At 63.8% G+C, this 20,135-nt stretch carries 20 protein-coding genes; 18 read left to right on the top strand and 2 right to left on the bottom strand.

The window, feature by feature from the left end; all coding sequences use genetic code 11:
• The first annotated feature begins 103 nt into the window (after positions 1-103).
• The 12 genes from LBW87_RS15060 to LBW87_RS15005 all read left to right on the top strand — a co-directional run bounded on the left by LBW87_RS15060 (position 104) and on the right by LBW87_RS15005 (position 12,667).
• A complete protein-coding gene (locus tag LBW87_RS15060; RefSeq protein WP_225202311.1) occupies positions 104-775 on the top strand; it encodes a PepSY-associated TM helix domain-containing protein in 672 nt (223 codons plus the stop codon).
• Positions 776-828: 53 nt separating this feature from the next.
• Positions 829-1,389 carry a DUF2271 domain-containing protein gene (locus LBW87_RS15055; protein ID WP_225202310.1) on the top strand — a complete coding sequence of 187 codons (561 nt, stop codon included), beginning with the start codon at positions 829-831 and terminating at the stop codon, positions 1,387-1,389.
• 38 nt (positions 1,390-1,427) lie between these two features.
• Complete coding sequence (locus tag LBW87_RS15050; RefSeq protein WP_225202309.1) at positions 1,428-2,258, top strand: DUF4198 domain-containing protein; 831 nt, start codon at positions 1,428-1,430, stop codon at positions 2,256-2,258.
• A gap of 15 nt (positions 2,259-2,273) precedes the next feature.
• Positions 2,274-3,278, top strand: coding sequence for an FAD:protein FMN transferase (locus LBW87_RS15045; protein ID WP_225202538.1), 1,005 nt, complete (start codon positions 2,274-2,276; stop codon positions 3,276-3,278).
• A gap of 7 nt (positions 3,279-3,285) precedes the next feature.
• Complete coding sequence (locus LBW87_RS15040; protein ID WP_225202308.1) at positions 3,286-4,872, top strand: sulfite reductase subunit alpha; 1,587 nt, start codon at positions 3,286-3,288, stop codon at positions 4,870-4,872.
• Between the two features lie 87 nt (positions 4,873-4,959).
• Positions 4,960-6,297, top strand: a complete 1,338-nt coding sequence (locus LBW87_RS15035; protein ID WP_225202307.1) for a hemolysin family protein — start codon at positions 4,960-4,962, stop codon at positions 6,295-6,297.
• A 353-nt stretch (positions 6,298-6,650) separates the two neighbouring features.
• A complete protein-coding gene (locus tag LBW87_RS15030) occupies positions 6,651-7,985 on the top strand; it encodes an MFS transporter (RefSeq protein WP_225202306.1) in 1,335 nt (444 codons plus the stop codon).
• 70 nt (positions 7,986-8,055) lie between these two features.
• Positions 8,056-8,754 carry a DUF4197 domain-containing protein gene (locus LBW87_RS15025; protein WP_225202305.1) on the top strand — a complete coding sequence of 233 codons (699 nt, stop codon included), beginning with the start codon at positions 8,056-8,058 and terminating at the stop codon, positions 8,752-8,754.
• Between the two features lie 481 nt (positions 8,755-9,235).
• A complete protein-coding gene (locus LBW87_RS15020) occupies positions 9,236-9,949 on the top strand; it encodes an ABC transporter permease (RefSeq protein ID WP_225202304.1) in 714 nt (237 codons plus the stop codon).
• Between the two features lie 21 nt (positions 9,950-9,970).
• The gene (locus tag LBW87_RS15015; RefSeq protein WP_225202303.1) at positions 9,971-10,876 is read left to right on the top strand and encodes a glycine betaine ABC transporter substrate-binding protein; all 906 of its coding nucleotides are present in this window, start codon (positions 9,971-9,973) and stop codon (positions 10,874-10,876) included.
• Between the two features lie 10 nt (positions 10,877-10,886).
• Complete coding sequence (locus LBW87_RS15010) at positions 10,887-11,537, top strand: ABC transporter permease (RefSeq protein ID WP_225202302.1); 651 nt, start codon at positions 10,887-10,889, stop codon at positions 11,535-11,537.
• A complete protein-coding gene (locus tag LBW87_RS15005; RefSeq protein WP_225202301.1) occupies positions 11,534-12,667 on the top strand; it encodes an ABC transporter ATP-binding protein in 1,134 nt (377 codons plus the stop codon). The genes LBW87_RS15010 and LBW87_RS15005 overlap by 4 nt, the downstream gene beginning before the upstream one ends.
• 115 nt (positions 12,668-12,782) lie before the next feature.
• Here the strand turns inward: LBW87_RS15005 and LBW87_RS15000 are convergent, their stop codons facing one another.
• Positions 12,783-13,679, bottom strand: a complete 897-nt coding sequence (locus tag LBW87_RS15000; RefSeq protein WP_225202300.1) for a LysR family transcriptional regulator — start codon at positions 13,677-13,679, stop codon at positions 12,783-12,785.
• 134 nt (positions 13,680-13,813) lie between these two features.
• On the opposite strand from LBW87_RS15000, the gene speB reads away from it, so the two are divergent.
• From speB to LBW87_RS14970, 6 genes are read left to right on the top strand one after another with little or no spacing between them, the layout of a single operon-like run.
• Positions 13,814-14,767 (top strand): agmatinase, encoded by a 954-nt coding sequence (gene speB, locus LBW87_RS14995; protein WP_225202299.1) that lies wholly within the window; start codon positions 13,814-13,816, stop codon positions 14,765-14,767.
• A gap of 53 nt (positions 14,768-14,820) precedes the next feature.
• Positions 14,821-16,254, top strand: coding sequence for an argininosuccinate lyase (argH, locus tag LBW87_RS14990; RefSeq protein WP_225202298.1), 1,434 nt, complete (start codon positions 14,821-14,823; stop codon positions 16,252-16,254).
• Complete coding sequence (locus LBW87_RS14985; RefSeq protein ID WP_225202297.1) at positions 16,251-17,096, top strand: amino acid ABC transporter permease; 846 nt, start codon at positions 16,251-16,253, stop codon at positions 17,094-17,096. Before argH ends, LBW87_RS14985 begins: the two co-directional genes overlap by 4 nt.
• Positions 17,093-17,860 carry an amino acid ABC transporter ATP-binding protein gene (locus LBW87_RS14980; RefSeq protein ID WP_320442736.1) on the top strand — a complete coding sequence of 256 codons (768 nt, stop codon included), beginning with the start codon at positions 17,093-17,095 and terminating at the stop codon, positions 17,858-17,860. The genes LBW87_RS14985 and LBW87_RS14980 overlap by 4 nt, the downstream gene beginning before the upstream one ends.
• A gap of 48 nt (positions 17,861-17,908) precedes the next feature.
• Positions 17,909-18,745 (top strand): ABC transporter substrate-binding protein, encoded by an 837-nt coding sequence (locus LBW87_RS14975; protein WP_225202296.1) that lies wholly within the window; start codon positions 17,909-17,911, stop codon positions 18,743-18,745.
• 3 nt (positions 18,746-18,748) lie between these two features.
• Positions 18,749-19,549 (top strand): class II aldolase/adducin family protein, encoded by an 801-nt coding sequence (locus tag LBW87_RS14970; RefSeq protein WP_225202295.1) that lies wholly within the window; start codon positions 18,749-18,751, stop codon positions 19,547-19,549.
• 102 nt (positions 19,550-19,651) lie between these two features.
• On the opposite strand, the gene LBW87_RS14965 is transcribed toward LBW87_RS14970, so the two are convergent.
• Positions 19,652-20,134 carry a GNAT family N-acetyltransferase gene (locus LBW87_RS14965; protein ID WP_225202536.1) on the bottom strand — a complete coding sequence of 161 codons (483 nt, stop codon included), beginning with the start codon at positions 20,132-20,134 and terminating at the stop codon, positions 19,652-19,654.
• Between the last annotated feature and the right edge of the window lies 1 nt (position 20,135).

Genomic DNA, 20,135 nt, shown 5'->3' with positions numbered 1-20,135 from the left:
AAGTAAAAGACTCGATCGGCGGTCCTCTCATTGCTCAGCTGGATTATAATGAGAATTATTACCAATTAGAAAAAGGGTGGCCGGGGCCGTCCCTGTGTTGTCCATGAAGCCAGCCCAAGCCGTCACGCCCGTAGCAGACCAGAAACGTCGCGCATTCTGGCTCAAGCATCTGCATCAATGGCACTGGATCAGTTCCGGCATCTGTCTCATCGCCATGCTGGCCTTTGCCGCCACCGGCGTCACGCTCAATCATGCGGCGCAGATCGAAGCGCATCCCAAGGTCGAGCGGCGCGATGGGCAACTGCCTGACAAGCTGCTTGATCCGCTCAAGCGCCAGGCCCTGGTCGCTGCGGCCGATGCCAAGAGCGCGGCGGCCCGCCAGCCGTTGCCGCCTGCAGTACGCGATTGGGTCGGACAGCACATGCAGGTGACGGTGGGCGAGCAGGTGGCCGAATGGTCGACTGACGAAGTCTATGTGTCGCTGCCGCGTCCGGGCGGCGACGCCTGGCTGCGGGTGGCGCTGGAGGACGGCACGGTCGAAGTCGAAAAGACCGATCGCGGCTGGATCAGTTATTTCAATGACCTCCACAAGGGCCGCAACACGGGCGCGGCCTGGAGCTGGTTCATCGACATCTTCGCGGTGTCGTGCCTGGTGTTTTGCATCACCGGCCTGTTCCTGCTGCAGATCCATGCGGCCAAGCGTCCCGCTACCTGGCCGCTGGTGGTGCTGGGGCTGGTGGTGCCGCTGCTGCTGGCCGTGCTGTTCATTCATTGAGATTCATTGCTTTATCCCTTTCATTTTCTTCAATCGTCCGCGAGGTCAATTTCATGAAGCACAAGCAAGATTCGACAGGAAAGTCCGGTTTGCTCAAGCCGACCGTGCTGGCCTTGGCATTAACCGCGATGTTCGCGCAGATGGCGCCGGCTGCGGCCGCCGACCTGAACCTCAGGATCGAGGTGCCGACCCTGAATGTGGCGGAGTACCACCGTCCTTACCTGGCCGCCTGGATCGAGCGCGCCGACCAGAGCGTGGCGGCCAACCTGGCGGTCTGGTACGACCTCAAGAAGCGCGACAAGGAAGGCGAGAAGTGGCTCAAGGACCTGCGCCAATGGTGGCGCCGCAGCGGCCGCGAGTTGCAGATGCCGGTCGATGGCGTCAGCGGCGCGACCCGTCCGGCCGGTGAGCAGAAGCTGAATTTCGTCTCGGGCAAGGGCCCGCTGGCCGACCTGGCTGCCGGCGAGTACGTGCTCAATGTGGAAGCGGCGCGCGAAGTGGGGGGCCGCGAACTGGTGAAGCTGCCGTTCACCTGGCCGCCGAAATCGGCCCAGAATAGCCACGTGCAAGGCGCCAGCGAACTGGGCGCCGTGTCGCTTGAACTGAAGCCCTGAAAACCGACCAATAACCAATTCATCCGAACGGAGCCAACATGAATTCTTCCCTCAAGCGCAGCCTGCGCACCTCGATCAAGCTGGCCGCCGTGGCGCTGGCGATCAGCCTGCCGCTGTCGGCCCAGGCGCACCGCCAGTGGCTGCTGCCATCGGCCACCGTCTTCTCGGGCAAGGATGCCTGGGTCACGGTCGACGCCGCCGTCTCCAACGACCTGTTCTACTTCGAACACTTTCCGTTGCGCCTGGATGGCCTGGCCGTGACCGCGCCCGACGGCAAGTTCGTGCAAGCCGTCAATGCCGCCACCGGCAAGTATCGCAGCACGTTCGACGTGCAGCTGAGCCAGCCCGGGACCTACAAGATCGCCGTGGTCAACAACGGTCTGTTCGCCAGCTACAAGGTCGATGGCCAGCAGAAACGCTGGCGCGGATCGGCCGAGGCCTTCGCCCGGGAAGTGCCGGCCAATGCGCAAGAGCTGAAGGTGACCCAGGCCAGCAGCCGCATCGAAACCTTTGCCACTTCGGGCAAGCCGACCCGCACCGCCCTGGCCATCACCGGCTCCGGCCTCGAGTTGCAGCCGATCACGAACCCCACCGACCTGGTGGTGGGCGACACGGCCAACTTCCAGCTGCTGCTGGATGGCAAGCCGGCCGCCGGAGTTGAAGTCGAGGTGGTGCCGGGTGGCATCCGCTATCGCGACAAGCTGCACGATGCCAAGCTCAAGACCGATGCCGAAGGCAAGTTCAGCGTGAAATGGGAAGGACCGGGCATGCACTGGGTAGAGGCCAGCGTGTCGGACCAGAAGACGTCGCTGCCGCAAGCGTCCCAGCGTCGCGCGGTCTATGCCGCCACGCTCGAAGTGCTGCCCTGATCAGGCCTTGGCATGATGTCAGAACGGCTGTTGATCCCGCGGGACCTGAGTGCACCGGCGCCGCTGGCGCCGGGCGTCGTGCAGTGTCGGCTGGCCGGTGCCAGCATGGGCACCACCTGGTCGTTGCAGGCCATGCTGGCGCCGCGCGGGCCGTCGCAACAGCAGGTGCTGCAAGCGGTGCAGGCGCAGCTGGAACTGGTGATTGCGCAGATGAGCACCTGGCAGCCCGACTCGCTGCTGTCGCAGTACAACCGGGCGGCAGCCGGCAGCTGGCACCCGCTGCCACCGCAATTATTTACCGTGCTGGACGCTGCGCTGACGATGGCCGCCGACAGCCAGGGCGCTTTCGATCCGACCATCGGAGCGCTGGTCAACCTGTGGGGCTTCGGTCCCGACCCGGCGCATCGTGACGCATTACCGAGCACCGCACAATTGCAGCAGGCGCAGGCCCGTTGCGGCTGGCAGCGCATCGTGCTGGATCGCACCGCGCGGCGCGTGCTGCAACCCGGTGGCGCTGTCCTGGACTTCTCGGGCATCGCCAAGGGCTATGCGGTGGATCTGGTCGCGCAAGCCTTGCAGGCGCTGGGCTGTACCAGCTATCTGGTGGAAATCGGCGGCGAACTGAGCGGGCTGGGCGTCAAGCCCGATGGCCAGCCGTGGTGGGTGCAACTGGAACGTCCTCCGGGGCGCGACAGTGCGGCGCTGCGTCTGGCCCTGCATGGACTGGCGGTGGCTACCTCGGGCGACTATCGCCGTTTTTTCGAGCATGATGGACGGCGCTACGCGCACACCATCGATCCTCGCAGCGGCGAGCCATTGCGGCAGGCGCCGGTGTCGGTCACGGTGCTGCACCGCCAGTGCATGGTGGCCGATGCGCTGGCCACCGCGCTGACGGTGCTGGGCGTGGAGCAGGGCATGGCGTTTGCGCGCCAGCGCAATATTGCCGCGCTGTTCCTGCATGACACGGCGCACGGCCTGCAAGAGAGCATGACGCCGGCGTTGGCCGCGATGCTGGACTGAGGGCGTGATGCGCAGGATGCCCACTCTGGTGCAATGGATGCTGGCGCTGCTGTGCGCCAACCTGGTCAGCTGGAGCGCCGCCCGCGCGCACCTGACCGATAGTCGCGAAGGCCGCTGGCTGCTGGCCGCCCTGATCGTCCTGGCGTATATGACGTTCTGCGTCGTCACCGGCCTGAAGGTGCGCCGGGCGCGCCGTCAGCAGGAATCCTTGTGGCATGGCGACGCCGCAGCACAGTCGCTGCTGGTGGTGTTTGCCAGCCAGACCGGTTTTGCCGAGCAGCTTGCGCTGCAGACCGCGCAAAGCCTGCGCCGGGGCGACGTGGCGGTGCGCGTGCTGCCATTGGCGCGATTGACCGAAGATGACCTGGCCGCGGCCACCCGGGCGTTGTTCATCGCCAGCACCACCGGCGAGGGCGATGCCCCGGATAGCGCCGCCGGCTTCGCGCTGCGCATGCAGCACGCTGGCGCGCCACTGCCGCAGTTGTCGTTCGGCGTATTGGCGCTGGGCGACCGCAGCTATGCGCGATATTGCGTCTTCGGTCATGCGCTGGCGGCCTGGCTGCGGCAGCGTCGAGCGCAGCCATTGTTCGATGTGGTCGAGGTCGATAACGGCGACGACGGCGCGCTGCGGCACTGGCAACATCAATTGGGCGTCATCAGCGGATACCGCGACGACAGCGACTGGAGCGCGCCCAGCTATGGCCGCTGGCGGCTGGCCGAGCGGCGGCTGCTCAACCCGGGCAGCTTGGGCGACCCGGCCTTTCACCTGGCCCTGACCCCGCTCGACCTGCCGGCGCCGCAGTGGCAGGCGGGCGATATTGCCGAGATCGGCCCGCGCAACAGCGCCGAAGACGTACGCCGCTTCATGCGGGCCTTGTCGCTGGTGGACGCGGCCCTGGTCGAACCGCTGGCGGCGCGGGTGTTGCCGCTGGACGGTTTCCCGGATCTGCAGGGATTGCCGGCGCCGGCCCTGCTGGCGCGCCTGAAGCCATTGCCGCATCGTGAATACTCGATCGCCTCGCTGCCGCAGGATGGCACGCTCGATCTACTGGTGCGGCGCATGCGGCAAGCCGATGGCCGGCCTGGCATCGGCTCGGGCTGGCTGACCGCGCACGCCCCCGAAGGCGCCACCATCGCCTTGCGCATTCGCCGCAACAGCGGCTTTCATCCTCCGCCCGATGACCGGCCGCTGATCCTGATCGGCAATGGCACCGGGCTGGCCGGATTGCGGGCCCATTTGCGGGCGCGGGTGGCGGCCGGTCATGTGCGCAACTGGTTGGTGTTCGGCGAACGCTCGCGCGCGCATGACTGGTTCCATCGCGACGAAATCGAAGCCTGGCAGGCGCGGGGACAACTGCAGCGCCTCGACCTGGCGTTTTCACGCGATGGCGCCGAACGCATCTATGTGCAGGACCGGCTGCGCCAGGCCGCCCCGGCGCTGCGCGAATGGGTCGAGCAGGGCGCCGCCATCTATGTATGCGGCAGTTTGCAGGGCATGGCTACCGGCGTGGCCCAGGCGCTGCAGGAAATACTGGGCGAAGACGCCCTGATCGCGCTGGCCGAGCAGGGGCGCTATCGGCGCGATGTTTATTAGTCGCCATCGTTGCTGGTTGTCATCGTTATTTGCGTTTAGCCCCCAAGGCACGAGAGAATGGGGCGTCAAAACAACGAGAACAACAACATGAGCATTTTCACCAGCCTGTTGCTTATCCTGCTGCTGGTCGTGATCAGCGCCTTCCTTTCGTGCGCCGAAATCTCGATTGCCGCCTCGCGCAAGATCCGCCTCGAGATGATGTCCAAGGAAGGCGAGCCCAATGCCGACCGGGTGCTGGCGCTGCAAGCCCAGCCCGGCGACTTTTTCACGGTGGTGCAGATCGGGATGAACGCGGTGGCCATCCTTGGCGGTGTGGTGGGCGAGCCGGCGCTCACGCCCCATCTGCGCGAACTGGTGTCGCTGTTCTACCAGGGCCCCTGGCTGGAAAACGTCAGCTTTGCGCTGTCGTTCCTGTCGGTGACGGCCGTCTTCATCCTGTTTGCCGACCTGATGCCCAAGCGCCTGGCGATGGTCGCCCCGGAACGCGCCGCCACCGCGCTGGTCAAGCCGATGCTGCTGCTGGGGCGAATCTTCAAGCCGCTGGTGTGGTTCTTCAATGGCTTGTGCAAGGCCATCTTCACGTTGCTGGGCCTGCCGCAGATTCGCCTGGACGTGATCACGCCCAGTGAAATCCATGCCATGGTCGATGCCGGCGCCCAGGCCGGTGTGCTGCTCACGCAAGAACATCACCTGATCGAAAACGTGTTCGAGCTGGAAAGCCGCTACGTGCCGTCGGCCATGACCCAGCGCGAGAGCATCGTCTACTTCCTGCTGTCGGACACCGAGGAAACCATCCGCCAGAAGATCATCGACCATCCGCATTCGCGCTTCCTGGTGTGCGACGGCCATATCGATGTGGTGCTCGGCTACATCGATAGCAAGGACGTATTGAAGCGCCTGCTCAAGGGCGAAAGCTTTTCGCTGGCCGACAAGGGGCTGGTGCACAGCCCGCTGTCGATTCCCGACAGCCTGAACCTGTGGGAAGTGCTGGAGCGGATGAAGGCGATGGACGAGGATCTGGCCATCGTCGTCAACGAATATGCGCTGGTGGTCGGCATCATCAGCATCACCGATGTCACCAGCGTGCTGATGGGCAACTTGCTGGCGATGGCCGAAGAAGAGCAGCAGATCGTGCGGCGCGACGAGAATTCGTGGCTCATGGATGGCGTCACCCCGCTCAACGACGTGATGAGCGAACTCGACATCGACGAGTATCCCAATCCGGTGGGCTATGAGACGCTGGCCGGTTTCATCATGTACATGCTGCGCAAGATTCCGAAGAAAACCGACTTCGTGCTGTTTTCCGATTTCAAGTTCGAAGTGGTCGATATCGAGGGAAACAAGATCAACCAGCTGCTGGTGACGCGTTTCAAGCAGGAAAAGAGCGAGACGCCGGCCCGCAAGGAAGCCGTCGGCGATGCCTGATGCTGCGGTGTCGTTTCGGATGCGCCTGATCGAAAACCCTCAAGTCCATTGAATCAAATTGAGACTTTTCTCATAGTCCGATGGCGCCTGTGCCGACATACTGATGTTGGTCGCCTGCTGCGAGAATTCTCGTGGGGGGTGGGCGATCGATGTAACAGGTAGTGGGGTAGCCCGCGTCCGAGTGGACGCGGGCTATTTTTTTGGGGTTTGATGCGCTCGCCCGCAAGGAATCCCCAAAAGGAGTAAACTCGACGCTTGCCGCAAGCCCAGACTTGCGCTTCATCCACTACCAATCCGCTGCAATCGTGCGACCTTCGTTGCTTGTCCCTCTTATTGTCGGCTGTGCGCTGTTCATGGAAAACATGGACGCCACGGTGCTTGCCACCTCGCTGCCGGCGCTCGCGCGCGACCTCAACCAGGATCCGATCACCCTCAAGCTGGCCATGACCGCCTATGTGGCCGCGCTGGGTGTGTTCATTCCGATTTCCGGCTGGATGGCCGACAAGATGGGCGCGCGCAAGGTGTTTCGTGCGGCCATGATCGTGTTCATGATCGGCTCGGTCCTGTGCGCGGTCTCGACCTCGCTGGCGACCTTCGTGGCGGCGCGCTTCCTGCAGGGAATCGGGGGCGCCATGATGGTGCCGGTGGGGCGCGTCATCATCGCCCGCTCGGTGACCAAGGCCGAACTGGTCAAGGCGGTCAGCTACCTGACCCTGCCGTCGCTGATGGGGCCGGTGGTCGGGCCCTTGCTGGGCGGCTTCATCACGACCTATTTCCACTGGCGCTGGGTGTTCCTGATCAACATCCCGTTCTGTATCCTGGGCCTGTACCTGGCCGGTCGCCATATCCAGAACTTCGTCGAAGACAACCCCGCGCCGCTGGACGTCAAGGGGTTCATCCTGACCTCGGTGGGGGCCGCGCTGATCATGCTCGGCCTGTCGCTGTTCGGCACCCACCTGGTCGATGGCGCCACGCCGGTTGCCATGTGCGCCATCGGCGCCGTCTCGCTGGCGATGTATTTTCGTCATGCCCGCCAGGTCGAGTTTCCGCTGCTCGACTTTCGCCTGCTGCGCATTCCCACGCTGCACGCCAGCGTGGTCGGCGGATCGCTCTTTCGCATCGGCCTGGGCGCGGTGCCTTTCCTGCTGCCGCTGGCGTTGCAGGAAGGCCTGGGCATGAGCGCCTTCCAGGCCGGCACCATCACGTGCGCCTCGGCGTTCGGTTCGCTCTTCATGCGCCTGATCGCCACCCGGGTGCTGCGCCGCTACGGCTTTCGCACCACGCTCATGGTCAATGCGGTGCTGGCCGGCATCGCCCTGGCCGCCTATGGCGTATTCAGCATCCATACGCCTTACCTGCTGATCGCCCTGATCGTCTTGATGGGCGGGGTGTTTCCGGCGCTGCAATTCACCTGCCTCAATTCGATCGCCTATGCCGACATCGACAACCGCGATGCCGGCCGCGTCACCAGCCTGGCCAGCGTGATCCAGCAGTTGTCGCTGGGCCTGGGGGTGACCGTGGCCGGTATCGTGCTGCAGCTGTCGAACCATGTCCAGGGACATGCCACGATCGTCGAATCCGATTTCTGGCCGGCTTTCCTGGTCATTGGCCTGTTCTCGATCGCTTCGGTGCCGGTGTCGCGCCGGCTGCCGCGCAATGCCGGCGTGGAACTGTCGCGCGGCGGTTGATCACCTGTACTGTGCGTGCGCCTGGCGGCATGCCATCATGTGGCTTCAGTCTTCATCAACCGGAGTGAGCATGTTCCCCATTTCAATCACACGCCGTCGCATTGCCAGCGCCATCCTGTTGCTGGCAACCGGCGCGGCGAGCGCCTTTTCGTTGTCCGATATCAGTAACCAGGACGCCACCAGCGGCCTCAAGGCGGCCCTGGAGAAGGGCGCCAATGTCGCCGTCTCCAAGCTGGGCCAGCAGAATGGCTTCCTGAACAACGACAAGGTCAAGATTCGCCTGCCGGGCGCGCTCGAGCAGGCCATGCCGCTCATTCGCATGACCGGCCAGGGGCAGAAGGTCGATGAGCTGGTGATCGACATGAACCATGCGGCCGAGTCTGCCGTGCCGCTGGCCAAGCCGTTGCTGGTCAATGCCGTCAAGTCGATGTCGGTGACTGACGCCAAGAACATCCTCAGTGGCGGCGAGACCTCGGTGACCGAGTTCTTCCGCCAGAAGACCTCGGGCGAGCTGGCCGGCAAGTTCCTGCCCATCGTCAAGGGCATTACCGACCGCAACGGCCTGTCGGCCCGCTATAACGCCACCATGGGGCAGGTCGCCAAGACCGGGCTGGTATCGGGCGACCAGGCCACCGTCGAAGGCTATGTCACGCAACGTGCGCTGGACGGTTTGTTCCTGATGATCGGTGAAGAGGAAAAAGCCATCCGACGCGATCCGATCGGTTCCGGTAGCGCCATCATCGGCAAGGTATTCGGCGCCATTCGCTGACCCCGCCGAGGCACAGGGAGCTGATCCGGCTCAGCCGTTTCGGCTCCTTGAGTAGTCAATTTTGCATGCTTTAAGGAACTATTTGGCTTCCTTAAGATCGCCTGGTTATGATTACAAGAAATAACATTCCTAGACTTTATTAAGCGATTGGTTTATACTATCGAAAGTCCTAGCGACATTACTTGTTCAACAACGCAAAGCAGTTCCCAGTCCGTCTGACGGATGTTCAATTTGCCGGAGAGTTTTCCGGTTTCATCGCTGCATGGCAGCTTCGGTTCGTATCCAAACGATAGCCCACCAGGGGCAGCGAACCACACACAATCGAAATAGGGCTTGCCCGCATCTACCGCCAGGCCAATGTCTTGCGGCAACTCGGGCGCCAGGTCTTCGTCACGGCTAACTGCTGTGGCCTCGATTCATTCATGCCTACAACCCGTCGGCGGCGGCGTCATGTCGTGCCGGCTATACCAAAGGGGGTCACATGACACGTGTTCGTCACGTCTTCACCGGCGCGCTAGGATTGGCGCTGGTCATCGCAGGACTGATCTGGTGGATCGGTCCCGACACCATCCGGCACTATCAGGGCGACCTGATCTACTACACCGGCCGTCACCTGGAACTGGTGTTCTATTCGATGGCGCTGGCCTTGCTGGTGGGGGTGCCGGCCGGGGTCGCGTTATCCCGCCCGGCCGCCGCACGCAGCGCCGAGGCATTCATCCAGATCTTCAACATCGGCAACACGATTCCATCGATTGCGGTATTGGCGCTGGCGTTGGCGATGTTCGGCATCGGTAACTGGCCATCGATCCTGGCGTTGTTCCTGGCGTCGTTGCTGCCCATCGTGCGCAATACCTACGAGGGCTTGCGCAACGTTCCCGCCGCCATGAAGGAAGCTGCGCGCGGCATCGGCATGAAGCCGCACCAGATCCTGTTGCGGGTGGAGTTGCCCAATGCCTTGCCGATCATCGTCGGCGGCGTGCGCACGGCGCTGGCCATCAATGTCGGCTCGGCGCCACTGTCGATGCTGATCGGCGGCGAAAGCCTGGGGGGGCTGATCTTCCCCGGCATCTACCTGAACAACCACGGTCAACTGTTGCTGGGCGCGGCGTCGACCGCATTGCTGGCGCTGATCCTCGATGCGCTGGTGACCACCTTGTCGGGCATCTACCTGGCACGTCGCGGCTTGCGCGCCTAACCCATTCCAGAGAGGAACCACATGAAAACCAAATATCTGGCATGCGCACTGGCCATGGCGCTTGGCTTTTTCGCCGCCGCCACGGCCCACGCGCAATCCGTCGTGATCGGCGGCAAGAACTTCACCGAGCAACTGCTGCTGTCCAACATGACGGCGCAGTACCTGCGCGCCAAGGGCTACCAGGTCGACCTGAAGAACGGCCTGGGCAGCACCCTGATGCGCCAGGCGCAAGAGACCGGGCAACTCGACATCGTCTGGGAATACACCGGCACTTCGCTGATTGTCTACAACCACGTCAACGAGAAGCTGGATCCGCAAGAGACCTACCAGCGCGTCAAGCAGCTCGACGAAAAACGCGGCCTGGTCTGGCTCGACGAATCGGCGCTCAACAACACCTACGCCTTCGCCATGCCGCAAAAGCTGGCTGAGGAACTGGGCATCAACAGCCTGCAGGACCTGGCCGACCGCATCAATGCCGATGATGCCGAGGGCGACGGCCGGCAACACCTGGTGGGGGTGGATTATGAATTCGCCTCGCGCCCGGATGGCCTGGGGCCGATGCAGCAGTTGTACGGTTTCTCGCTGTCGCGCAGCGAGGTCAAGCAGATGGATCCCGGCCTGGTCTACACGGCGCTCAAGAATGAGCAATTGTTTGTCGGCCTGACGTATTCCTCGGATGGCCGCATCAAGGGTTTCGACCTGAAGCTGCTGGACGACGACAAGGGTTACTTCCCGGCCTACAAGGCCACGCCCGTGGTGCGCAGCAAGACGCTGGAGGCCAACCCCAAGCTGGCCGAGCAGCTCAACGCGCTGGCGGCGAAGATCGATACCGAAAAGATGACCGAGATGAACAAGCGGGTCGACATCGATCAAGAGGCCGTGAGCCGTGTGGCGGCCGATTTCCTGCAACGAGAAGGCTTGATCTGAGGAGCGTGGCATGGACCTGATTACTTATCTCCAGCAAGACTGGCCGATCATCGTCGGCCTCACCGTGCAACACCTGAAGCTGGTCGGCATCGCAGTCGGCCTGGCGATCCTGATCGGTGTGCCGCTGGGTATCCTGGTGGTGCGCGTGCGCTGGCTGGCCGGGCCGCTGATGGGCCTGGCGACGGTGGTGCTGACGGTGCCCTCGATTGCACTGTTCGGCCTGATGATCCCGCTGTTCTCGCGCTTCGGCGCCGGCATCGGCCCGCTGCCGGCGATCACCGCGGTGTTCCTGTATTCGCTGCTGCCGATCATGCGCAACACCTATCTGGCGCTGGACAACATCGAGCCCGGCATTCGCGAAGCCGGCATCGGTATCGGCATGACCTTCTGGCAGCGCCTGCGCATGGTTGACCTGCCGCTGGCGGTGCCGGTGATCCTGGGCGGGGTGCGCACCGCGGTGGTCATGAATATCGGTGTGATGGCGATTGCCGCCATCATCGGCGCCGGTGGGCTGGGCGTGCTGATCCTGCACGCGATCAGCCAGAGCAACATGCAAAAGCTGGTGGTGGGCGCGGTGCTGATCAGCATCCTCGCCATCATCGCCGACCTGATGCTGCAGCAACTGCAGAAAATATTGACACCGAAAGGAGTACAGAAATGATCGAACTCGAACAACTCAGCAAGACCTATACGCAAAAAGATGGTACCCAGGTCAAGGCAGTCGATGCGGTCAGCCTGAAGGTGGCCAAGGGTGAAATCTGCGTTTTCCTGGGGCCTTCCGGTTGCGGCAAGACCACCACGCTGAAAATGATCAATCGCCTGATCCGCCCGACCTCGGGGCGGGTGTTGCTGGATGGGCAGGATACGGCCGGCATCGATGAGGTGAGCCTGCGCCGCCACATCGGTTATGTGATCCAGCAGATCGGCCTGTTCCCCAACATGACCATCGAGGAAAACATCACCATCGTGCCGCGCCTGCTGGGCTGGGACAAGAAGCGCTGCCGCGATCGCGCCACCGAGCTGATGGCGATGGTGGCGCTGGATCCGGCCAAGTTCCTGCGTCGCTATCCGCGCGAATTGTCGGGGGGGCAGCAGCAGCGTATCGGCGTCATTCGCGCCCTGGCCGCCGATGCCCCGGTGTTGCTGATGGATGAGCCTTTCGGCGCGGTCGATCCGATCAACCGCGAGTCGATCCAGAACGAATTCTTCCAGATGCAGCGCCAGCTCGACAAGACCGTGATCATGGTCAGCCACGACATCGACGAAGCCATCAAGCTGGGTGACAAGGTCGCCATCTTCCGCGCTGGCAAGCTGGTGCAGGTCGACAATCCCGATACTCTGCTGGCGCGTCCCAAGGATGACTTCGTGGGCGCTTTCGTCGGCCAGGATCACACCTTGAAGCGCTTGCTGCTGGTGCGCGCCGGCGAAGCCGCCACCACGCCGGTGACGGCGCGCCCGGATGTCACCTGCACCCAGGCGCTGGGCTTGATGGACGAGGAAGATACGCGCTACCTCACCATCACCGACGCCGACAATCGTGCGCTTGGTTATCTGACCCGGCGCGACGTGCGCGCCAGCGCCGGCGAAGCGGCCGGCAAGGTGCGTCCGTTCACGATGAATGCCGCACCAGACGAAAACCTGCGGGTGGTGCTGTCGAAGATGTACAAGCAGGGCACCAGCTGGATGCCGGTGATCGATGCCGATGGCGCCTATATGGGCGAAATCACCCAGGACTCGATTGCCACCTACCTCAGCTCGGGGCGTTCGCGCGGAGTGGCGCTGGCGGCCTGACCGTCGAGCAGGTCGAATCTCGCCGGGCCCCTGCTTTTGCAGGGGCCCGGTTCGTTTGCCACTCAAGCCCAGCGCCCTGGCGAAGGCCAGTGAGCAATGGCCTTGATCCCCGGTGCTACAGCTGCATGGCCTTCAGGTCGTCCAGAAATGCCGCCACGATCGGTTCTTCGGCGCCGACGCGGTTGGTCACCACGCTGATCCCCACCTCATACGAAAGCTGGGCCCGGTTCAGGGCGCGCATCTGGCCGCGCGCGACGTAGTCGCGACCCATTTCCTCGGGCAGGTAACCCAGATGCTGGCCCGACAGGATCAGGATCGACATCGCTTCCATGTTGCCGGTCACGGCCATGATGTTGCGGCGGTGGATCGGCACATGGCCGGGCGGCACCGGATAGTCGCGCCAGGCCCAGGCGTGGCTGGCGGCTTCTTCCGGTTCGATCTCGCCCTGGCGGTCGAACAGCGGATGGGGCGGGGCGCAGTAGGCGACCTGGCGTTCCAGCATCAGTTGGGTGTATTGCAGCGCCGTCACGCGGCGCCAGAAGTAACCGATGGCGACCTGGATGCTGCCATTGAGCAGCATCTCCTCCAGTTCGCTGGGCGTGCGCACCAGCAACTCGATGCGCACCGCTTCGTCGCGCTGGCGAAAGCGCCGGATCACCTCTGACAGCCGGGTATTGTGATGCGCCGGCGTATGCCCGATCAGGCCGATCGAGAGCGTGCCGACCAGCCGCTTGTCGAGATTGCGCGCTTCCATGCCGAACTCGGTGAGGGCGTCGATCATGCGTCGCGCCGAATCGGCAAACTTCTCGCCCTTGGCGGTCAGCCTGAAGCCGGCGCGCCCGCGCTCGCACAGCCGATATCCGAGGCGCGTCTCGAGAGCGCTCAATTGCGCACTGATGGTCGATTGGCCGACATTGAGCTTGGCTTGCGCGGCCGATACCCCGTGTGAGTCGACCACCGCCAGGAAGACCCGGATCAACCGCAGGTCCAGATCAAAGACATTGTTAAACATGGCACTCCCCGGAGAAGCCTCGATTTTTACATCGATAATTATCAATGTAAACGTCGCGACATCGATATATTTCCATCTATGACAGGCCGATAGAATAGGTAATAACAGACCTGGACATACAAGGATGGATATCGATGGAACATGCACTGTATCAGCCCATGGGGGGCAATCAGATGCCCCGTTTTGGGGGGATTGCCACCATGATGCGCCTGCCCTATGTCGACGATCCGACCGGCCTCGATGTCGGATTCGTCGGTGTGCCGCTGGATCTGGGCACGTCCAACCGCTCGGGCACCCGCTTCGGTCCGCGCCAGATACGCACCGAATCGGTGCTGCTGAGGCCCTACAACATGGCCACCCGCGCGGCTCCCTTCGATTCGCTCAAGGTCGCCGACATCGGCGATATCGCGCTCAACCCCTACAGCCTGCTGGATTCGGTGCGCCTGATCGAAGAGGGTTACGAGCGCATCTATGCCACCGGCTGCAAGACCATCAGCCTGGGCGGCGACCACACCATGACCCTGCCGATCCTGCGCGCGCTGGCCAAGACCCGGGGCCCGGTGGGGCTGATCCATGTCGATGCGCATGCCGACGTCAATGACACCATGAACGGCGAGAAGATCGCCCATGGCACGCCGTTTCGGCGCGCCTTCGAAGAAGGCCTGCTGGATCCGCAACGGGTGGTGCAGATCGGCCTGCGCGGCACCGGCTACCACGCCGACGACTTCGACTGGTGCCGTGCCCAGGGCTTTCGGGTGGTGCCGGCCGAAGACTGCTGGCATCGTTCGCTGGCGCCCTTGATGGCCGAAGTGCGAGCCCAGATGGGCGACGGCCCGGTCTACCTGACCTTCGACATCGACGGCCTCGATCCGGCCTTTGCGCCCGGCACCGGCACGCCCGAGATCGGCGGCCTGACGGTGCAGCAGGGCATGGAGATCATCCGCGGCTGCCGCGGGCTCGACATCGTCTCGTCGGACCTGGTCGAGGTCTCGCCGCCCTATGACCAGGCCGGTACCACCGCCTTGGTCGCGGCCAACCTGGCATACGAAATGCTGTGCATTTTCCCGGGTGTGAAGTACCGTAGCTGAAGGCCGGCCCGGCCATCAGGATTTTTGCTGCAACCAGAAGACAAGGAACAAGCATGAGTGAGACCCGCCTGTGGGGAGCACGTTTTCGTTCGCCGCCCGATCCGGCTTTGATGAAGCTGTCGCGCGGCGGGCTCGATCATTTTCGCCTGACCCGTTTCGATATCGTGGCCTCCCAGGCCCATGCGCGCGAATTGTTGCGCGCCGGCGTGCTGGATGCAGCCGAATGCGCGGCCATCGTCACCACGCTGGGCTCGCTGGGCGCGGCCTTTGCCCGAGGCGAACTGCAACCGACAGCGGCCGACGAAGATGTCCACACCTTCATGGAAAGAGTGCTGGTCGAGGCGCTCGGCGCCACCGGCGCCAAGTTGCGCGCGGGCCGTTCGCGCAATGACCAGGCGGCCAACAACCTGAAGCTCTACCTGCGCGAGCAGGTGCGCGAGATCGGCGCCATGCTGCTTGACCTGCAAGATGCGCTGATGGCGCAAGCGGCGCTGCACACCGACACCCTGGCGCCAGGTTTCACCCATCTGCAGGCGGCCCAGCCGATCATCTTCGCGCACCAGTTGCTGGCCCATGCGCAAACCTTCAGCCGCGACTTCTCGCGCCTGCAGGACTGGGACCGGCGGCATGCCCGCTCGCCGCTGGGCGCCGCCGCCATGGCCGGGTCGGCGATTGCGCTGCATCCCGAGCTGTCGGCCGCCGATCTCGGTTACGACGGCCCCTGTGAAAATTCGATCGATGCCGTGGGCAGTCGCGACCATGTGGCCGAGTTCCTGTTCGACTGCGCCATGCTCGGCACCCACATCTCGCGCCTGGCCGAAGAAGTCACGCTGTGGGTGTCGCGCCAGTTTCGCTGGGTCGAGCTGGACGATGCCTTCTCGACCGGCAGTTCGATTATGCCGCAGAAGAAGAACCCGGATATCGCCGAGCTCGCGCGCGGTCGCTCGGCGCGCCTGATCTCGTTGCTCATGGATATGCTGGTGGCGCTGAAGGGCTTGCCGTTCTCGTACAACCGTGACTTGTCCGAAGACAAGTACGCCGCCTTTGAGGCCATCGACGTGCTGCACATGGTGCTGCCGGCGATGGCCGGCATGGTGCGCACCATGCGGGTCAACACTGAACGCATGCGTGCCGATGCCACCCAGGGCTTCACGCTGGCCACCGAAGTGGCTGACTGGCTGTCGCGCCGGGGCGTGCCATTTGCGCAGGCCCATGAGATCACCGGCGCCATGGTGCGCCGCTGCGAAGACCTGGGGCTGGAGCTGCATCAGCTGGATGACGCCGAACTGGCCGCCATCAGTCCCGATCTGGGACCACAGGTGCGTGCCGTGCTCACGCCCGAGGTCGCCGTGGCCGCGCGCAGTGGCTATGGCGGCACCTCGCCGCAGCAGGTGCGCGCGCAGCTTGAGCGCTTGCGCGGCACGGTCGCCGGGCAACGCGCCTGGAGCCAGTCCGTCGTCATCACCGCTGCGGCAGGTGCGGCATGAACAGCACGCCGTCGACTTACGCCATCGATCACCTGAAGGTAGCGCCGCGTCGTTTCTACGGGCGCTGGCTGACCGCGGCCGTGATCCTGGCCGTGATGGGCCTGATCATCAATGCCTTCTCCCATGGCCAGATCGAATGGAAGATCGTGGCCCAGTTCATGACCGCCAAGGTCATCATGCACGGCCTGGTCAATACCATCCTGATGACCATCTATGCGATGGTGGTGGGCATTGTGCTGGGCGTCATCTTCGCCGTCATGGTGATGTCGCCCAACCCGGTGGTGCGCGGGGTGGCCGCGTTCTACATCTGGTTCTTCCGCGGCACGCCGCTGCTGTTGCAGATGCTGCTGTGGTTCAACCTGGCGCTGGTGTTTCCGATGCTGGGCATCCCGGGCCTGTTCGAGGCCCGCACGGTCGATATCATTACCCCGTTCGTGGCCAGCCTGCTGGGCCTGGGGATCGGGCAGGGCGCGTATACGGCCGAGGTGGTGCGGGGCGGCATCCTGTCGGTCGACCATGGCCAGACCGAAGCGGCCAAGGCGATCGGCATGACGCGCCTGACCGCGCTGAGGCGCATCGTGTTGCCACAGGCGATGCGGGTGATCATTCCGCCGGTCGGCAATGAAGTCATCAGCATGATCAAGCTGACCTCGGTGGCCAGCGTGATCCAGTTTTCGGAAATCCTGCACAACGCCCAGACCATCTACTTTGCCAATGCGCGCGTGATCGAACTGCTGATCGTGGCGACCGTCTGGTACCTGGCGGTGGTGACGGTGTTTTCCATCGGCCAGTATTTTCTCGAGCAGGCGTTTGCCCGCAAGAGCGCGGGAGGCAAGTCATGAGCACACCGATGATCGTGGCCCACGAAGTGCAGAAGCACTATGGCGCATTCCATGCCCTCAAGGGCGTGAGCCTGACGGTGGCGGCCGGCGAGGTATGCTGCATCGTCGGCCCGTCGGGGTCGGGCAAGAGCACTTTCCTGCGCTGTATCAACCAGCTCGAAGCGGTCGACGGCGGCGCCATCTGGGTCGGTGACGAACTGCTGGGCTATCGCCGTCGGGGCGAGCTGCTGGTGCCGCTGTCGGATAGCGATATCGCCCGCCAGCGGTTGTTGAGTGGCATGGTGTTCCAGCGCTTCAACCTGTTCGGCCACATGACGGCATTGCAGAACGTGATGGAAGGCCCGGTCGTGGTGCAGAAGCGCCGCCGCGCCGAGGTCCGCGAGGAAGCCATGGCGCTGCTGGCGCGGGTGGGCCTGGCCGAGCGCGCCAACGCCTATCCGACCGAATTGTCGGGTGGCCAGCAACAGCGCGTGGCGATTGCCCGGGCGCTGGCCATGCGGCCCAAGCTGATGCTGTTCGACGAGCCGACCTCGGCGCTCGACCCGGAACTGGTGGGTGAAGTGCTGGCCGTCATGAAGGACCTGGCCAGGAGCGGCATGACCATGATCGTGGTCACCCATGAATTGGGCTTTGCGCGCGAAGTATCGAATCGCGTGGTGTTCATGGATGGCGGACAGGTGATCGAAAGCGGCACCCCGGGCGAGGTACTGTCGCGCCCGCAGCACCCTCGTACGCAGGAATTCATCGCCGCCATCCTGGCCTGAATCCTGCCCCACCCTGTTGATTGCATTCCAACCCAGAAGGAGAAACCCGTGAAACTGAAGAACAAGACGCTGCTCGGCCTGGTCGCCGGCGCCATGCTCGCCACCTCCTTCCAGGCCGTTGCCGCCGATCTGCCCGAGCGCATCAAGAAGGCCGGCAAGCTGGTGATCGCCTCGCAGGCCAACTATCCGCCGATCGCCTACAAGGATCCGGCCAGCGGCGAGTTGATCGGGCTCGACATCGAGTTGGGCGCGGCCATCGCCAAGGAGCTCGGGGTCAAGGCCGAGTACCAGGAGACCGCCTTCGCGCAGGTCTTCAGCTCGCTGGCCACCGGTCGCGCCGACATCGCCATGGTCGCCATCAGCGACACGGCCGAACGACAGAAGGTGGCCGATTTCATCGACTACATGAAGACCGGTCCCCAGTTCTTCACCCTGCAAGCCAATGCCGCCCGCATCAAGAGCATTGCCGATGTCTGCGGCACCAAGGTCGGCGCCAGCCGCAACACCAACTGGCCCGGCCAGATCGCCGGCTGGAGCAACGACAACTGCGTGGCCAAGGGCCGTGCGGCCATCACCGTGATCGGCACCGAGGGTTCGGTGGATGCGCGCACCCAACTCAAGACCGGTCGCATCGACGTCGCCGTGCAGGGCAGCGAAACGCTGCCGTACTTCCTGAGCATGGAAGCCAACACCTACGTCCTGCTGGGCCAGCCGTTGTTTGCGCAGGAGACCGGCATTCCCGTGTCGAAGAGCGAGCCGGCGCTGCGCGATGCGGTGCTGGGCGCCTTGAAGCGGCTGCAAGCCAATGGCACCTACGATAAATTGCTGGCCAAGTACAAGTTGCAGGGCAGTGCCATGCCGGCCGCGCTGAATCAGGGCAAGTAAGCCATGCCAGCGCGCGATGACGAACACGCCAGCGCCCGCGCGCTGGGGCTGGAAGGCGCTGACAGCGCCGAGTGGCACACCCGCTGCGAGCTGGCCGCGCTGTACCGGCTGGCGGCGCACTTCCGGATGACCGACCTGATCGACACGCACATCTCGGCGCGTCTGCCGGGCCAGTCAGGCCAGTTCCTGATCAACCGCTACGGCGTGCTGTTTCACGAGATGCGCGCCAGCGACCTGGTCAAGGTCGATGAGGAGGGGCGCGCGTTGCAGGTGGGGCGCGATGCGACCGCCGGGCAACGGGTCAACAAGGCCGGCTTCACGATTCATTCGGCGGTACACCAGGCGCGGCCCGACCTGCACTTCGTGATCCACACCCATACCAGCGCCGGCATCGCGGTCGCGGCGCAACAGGCCGGGTTGCTGCCGATCAGCCAGCATGCATTGAAGTTCTACGGCAAGCTGGGTTATCACGACTACGAAGGCATCGCGCTCGACCTGGCCGAGCGCGAGCGGCTGGTGGCGGCGTTGGGCGGGCACAAGGCATTGATCCTGCGCAATCACGGCTTGCTGGCCGCGGGCGCTACCGCTGCCGAAGCGTTTCATGAGATCTATTTTCTGGAGCGCGCCTGTCAGGCGCAAGTGGCGGCGCTGGCTGGTGGCCAGCCGTTGAATCTGCCGCCGGAAGCGGTGCGATTGCGCACGGCGGCGCAATTCGATAACGACAATGCCAGCGGCATCATCGACCTGGCGTGGCAGTCGGCGTTACGGTTGATTCAGGAGGAGGGCAGCGGGTATCGCTGCTGATGGCAAGATTGTCTAGCCGTCTACCGCCGTCGTCCTGACGAACGTCAGGACCCAGCGGCTTTTCTGTATAGGGCGCTGCCGATTGCAGATGTGGCAGCCTGCTCAGTCCAGCACTTTCTGCATGAACATCGCTCGCCCGCTCTCGGCCTTGAGTTCGTAGCCGGCGAAACCGGTGGCGCGATACAGCGACTGCGCCACGGCATTGCCTTCCAGTACTTCCAGCGTCACCTTGCAGCAACCGAGCGCACGGGCTTCTTGCACCACCCGTTCGATCAGTCGACGGCCGATGCACTGGCCGCGCGCCGCCGGCGTCACCGCCAGGTCATGGATATTGAGCAGGGGCTTGCAGGCGAAGGATGAAAATCCTTCGATGCAATTGGCCAGCCCGACCGCTTGCTGCCCATCGAACGCCAGGAACACATGCACCCCCGCGCGCTTGCCCAGTTCGGCGGCAAGGTTGGCGCGGGTGAATGCCGACAATGGCGTGCCACCGCCCATGATGTCGCAGGCATAGACGTCGAGCACATCGACCAGTGCACGGGCGTGCACCGGATCGGCGAGATCGGCCTTGACGATGTCGACCATC

The organism is Herbaspirillum sp. alder98 (assembly GCF_020179755.1).
Lineage (GTDB): Bacteria > Pseudomonadota > Gammaproteobacteria > Burkholderiales > Burkholderiaceae_D > Herbaspirillum.
Note: the sequence above shows the minus strand (reverse complement) of the source record. Positions and strands in the feature narration are given on the sequence as shown.

Bases quoted from the DNA above. Each gene is read 5' to 3' on its own strand.
- LBW87_RS15060 (WP_225202311.1), top strand. From the start codon at position 104: ATGAAGCCAGCCCAAGCCGTCACGCCCGTAGCAGACCAGAAACGTCGC.
- LBW87_RS15055 (WP_225202310.1), top strand. From the start codon at position 829: ATGAAGCACAAGCAAGATTCGACAGGAAAGTCCGGTTTGCTCAAGCCG.
- LBW87_RS15050 (WP_225202309.1), top strand. From the start codon at position 1,428: ATGAATTCTTCCCTCAAGCGCAGCCTGCGCACCTCGATCAAGCTGGCC.
- LBW87_RS15045 (WP_225202538.1), top strand. From the start codon at position 2,274: ATGTCAGAACGGCTGTTGATCCCGCGGGACCTGAGTGCACCGGCGCCG.
- LBW87_RS15040 (WP_225202308.1), top strand. From the start codon at position 3,286: ATGCGCAGGATGCCCACTCTGGTGCAATGGATGCTGGCGCTGCTGTGC.
- LBW87_RS15035 (WP_225202307.1), top strand. From the start codon at position 4,960: ATGAGCATTTTCACCAGCCTGTTGCTTATCCTGCTGCTGGTCGTGATC.
- LBW87_RS15030 (WP_225202306.1), top strand. From the start codon at position 6,651: ATGGAAAACATGGACGCCACGGTGCTTGCCACCTCGCTGCCGGCGCTC.
- LBW87_RS15025 (WP_225202305.1), top strand. From the start codon at position 8,056: ATGTTCCCCATTTCAATCACACGCCGTCGCATTGCCAGCGCCATCCTG.
- LBW87_RS15020 (WP_225202304.1), top strand. From the start codon at position 9,236: ATGACACGTGTTCGTCACGTCTTCACCGGCGCGCTAGGATTGGCGCTG.
- LBW87_RS15015 (WP_225202303.1), top strand. From the start codon at position 9,971: ATGAAAACCAAATATCTGGCATGCGCACTGGCCATGGCGCTTGGCTTT.
- LBW87_RS15010 (WP_225202302.1), top strand. From the start codon at position 10,887: ATGGACCTGATTACTTATCTCCAGCAAGACTGGCCGATCATCGTCGGC.
- LBW87_RS15005 (WP_225202301.1), top strand. From the start codon at position 11,534: ATGATCGAACTCGAACAACTCAGCAAGACCTATACGCAAAAAGATGGT.
- LBW87_RS15000 (WP_225202300.1), bottom strand. From the start codon at position 13,679: ATGTTTAACAATGTCTTTGATCTGGACCTGCGGTTGATCCGGGTCTTC.
- speB (WP_225202299.1), top strand. From the start codon at position 13,814: ATGGAACATGCACTGTATCAGCCCATGGGGGGCAATCAGATGCCCCGT.
- argH (WP_225202298.1), top strand. From the start codon at position 14,821: ATGAGTGAGACCCGCCTGTGGGGAGCACGTTTTCGTTCGCCGCCCGAT.
- LBW87_RS14985 (WP_225202297.1), top strand. From the start codon at position 16,251: ATGAACAGCACGCCGTCGACTTACGCCATCGATCACCTGAAGGTAGCG.
- LBW87_RS14980 (WP_320442736.1), top strand. From the start codon at position 17,093: ATGAGCACACCGATGATCGTGGCCCACGAAGTGCAGAAGCACTATGGC.
- LBW87_RS14970 (WP_225202295.1), top strand. From the start codon at position 18,749: ATGCCAGCGCGCGATGACGAACACGCCAGCGCCCGCGCGCTGGGGCTG.
- LBW87_RS14965 (WP_225202536.1), bottom strand. From the start codon at position 20,134: ATGGTCGACATCGTCAAGGCCGATCTCGCCGATCCGGTGCACGCCCGT.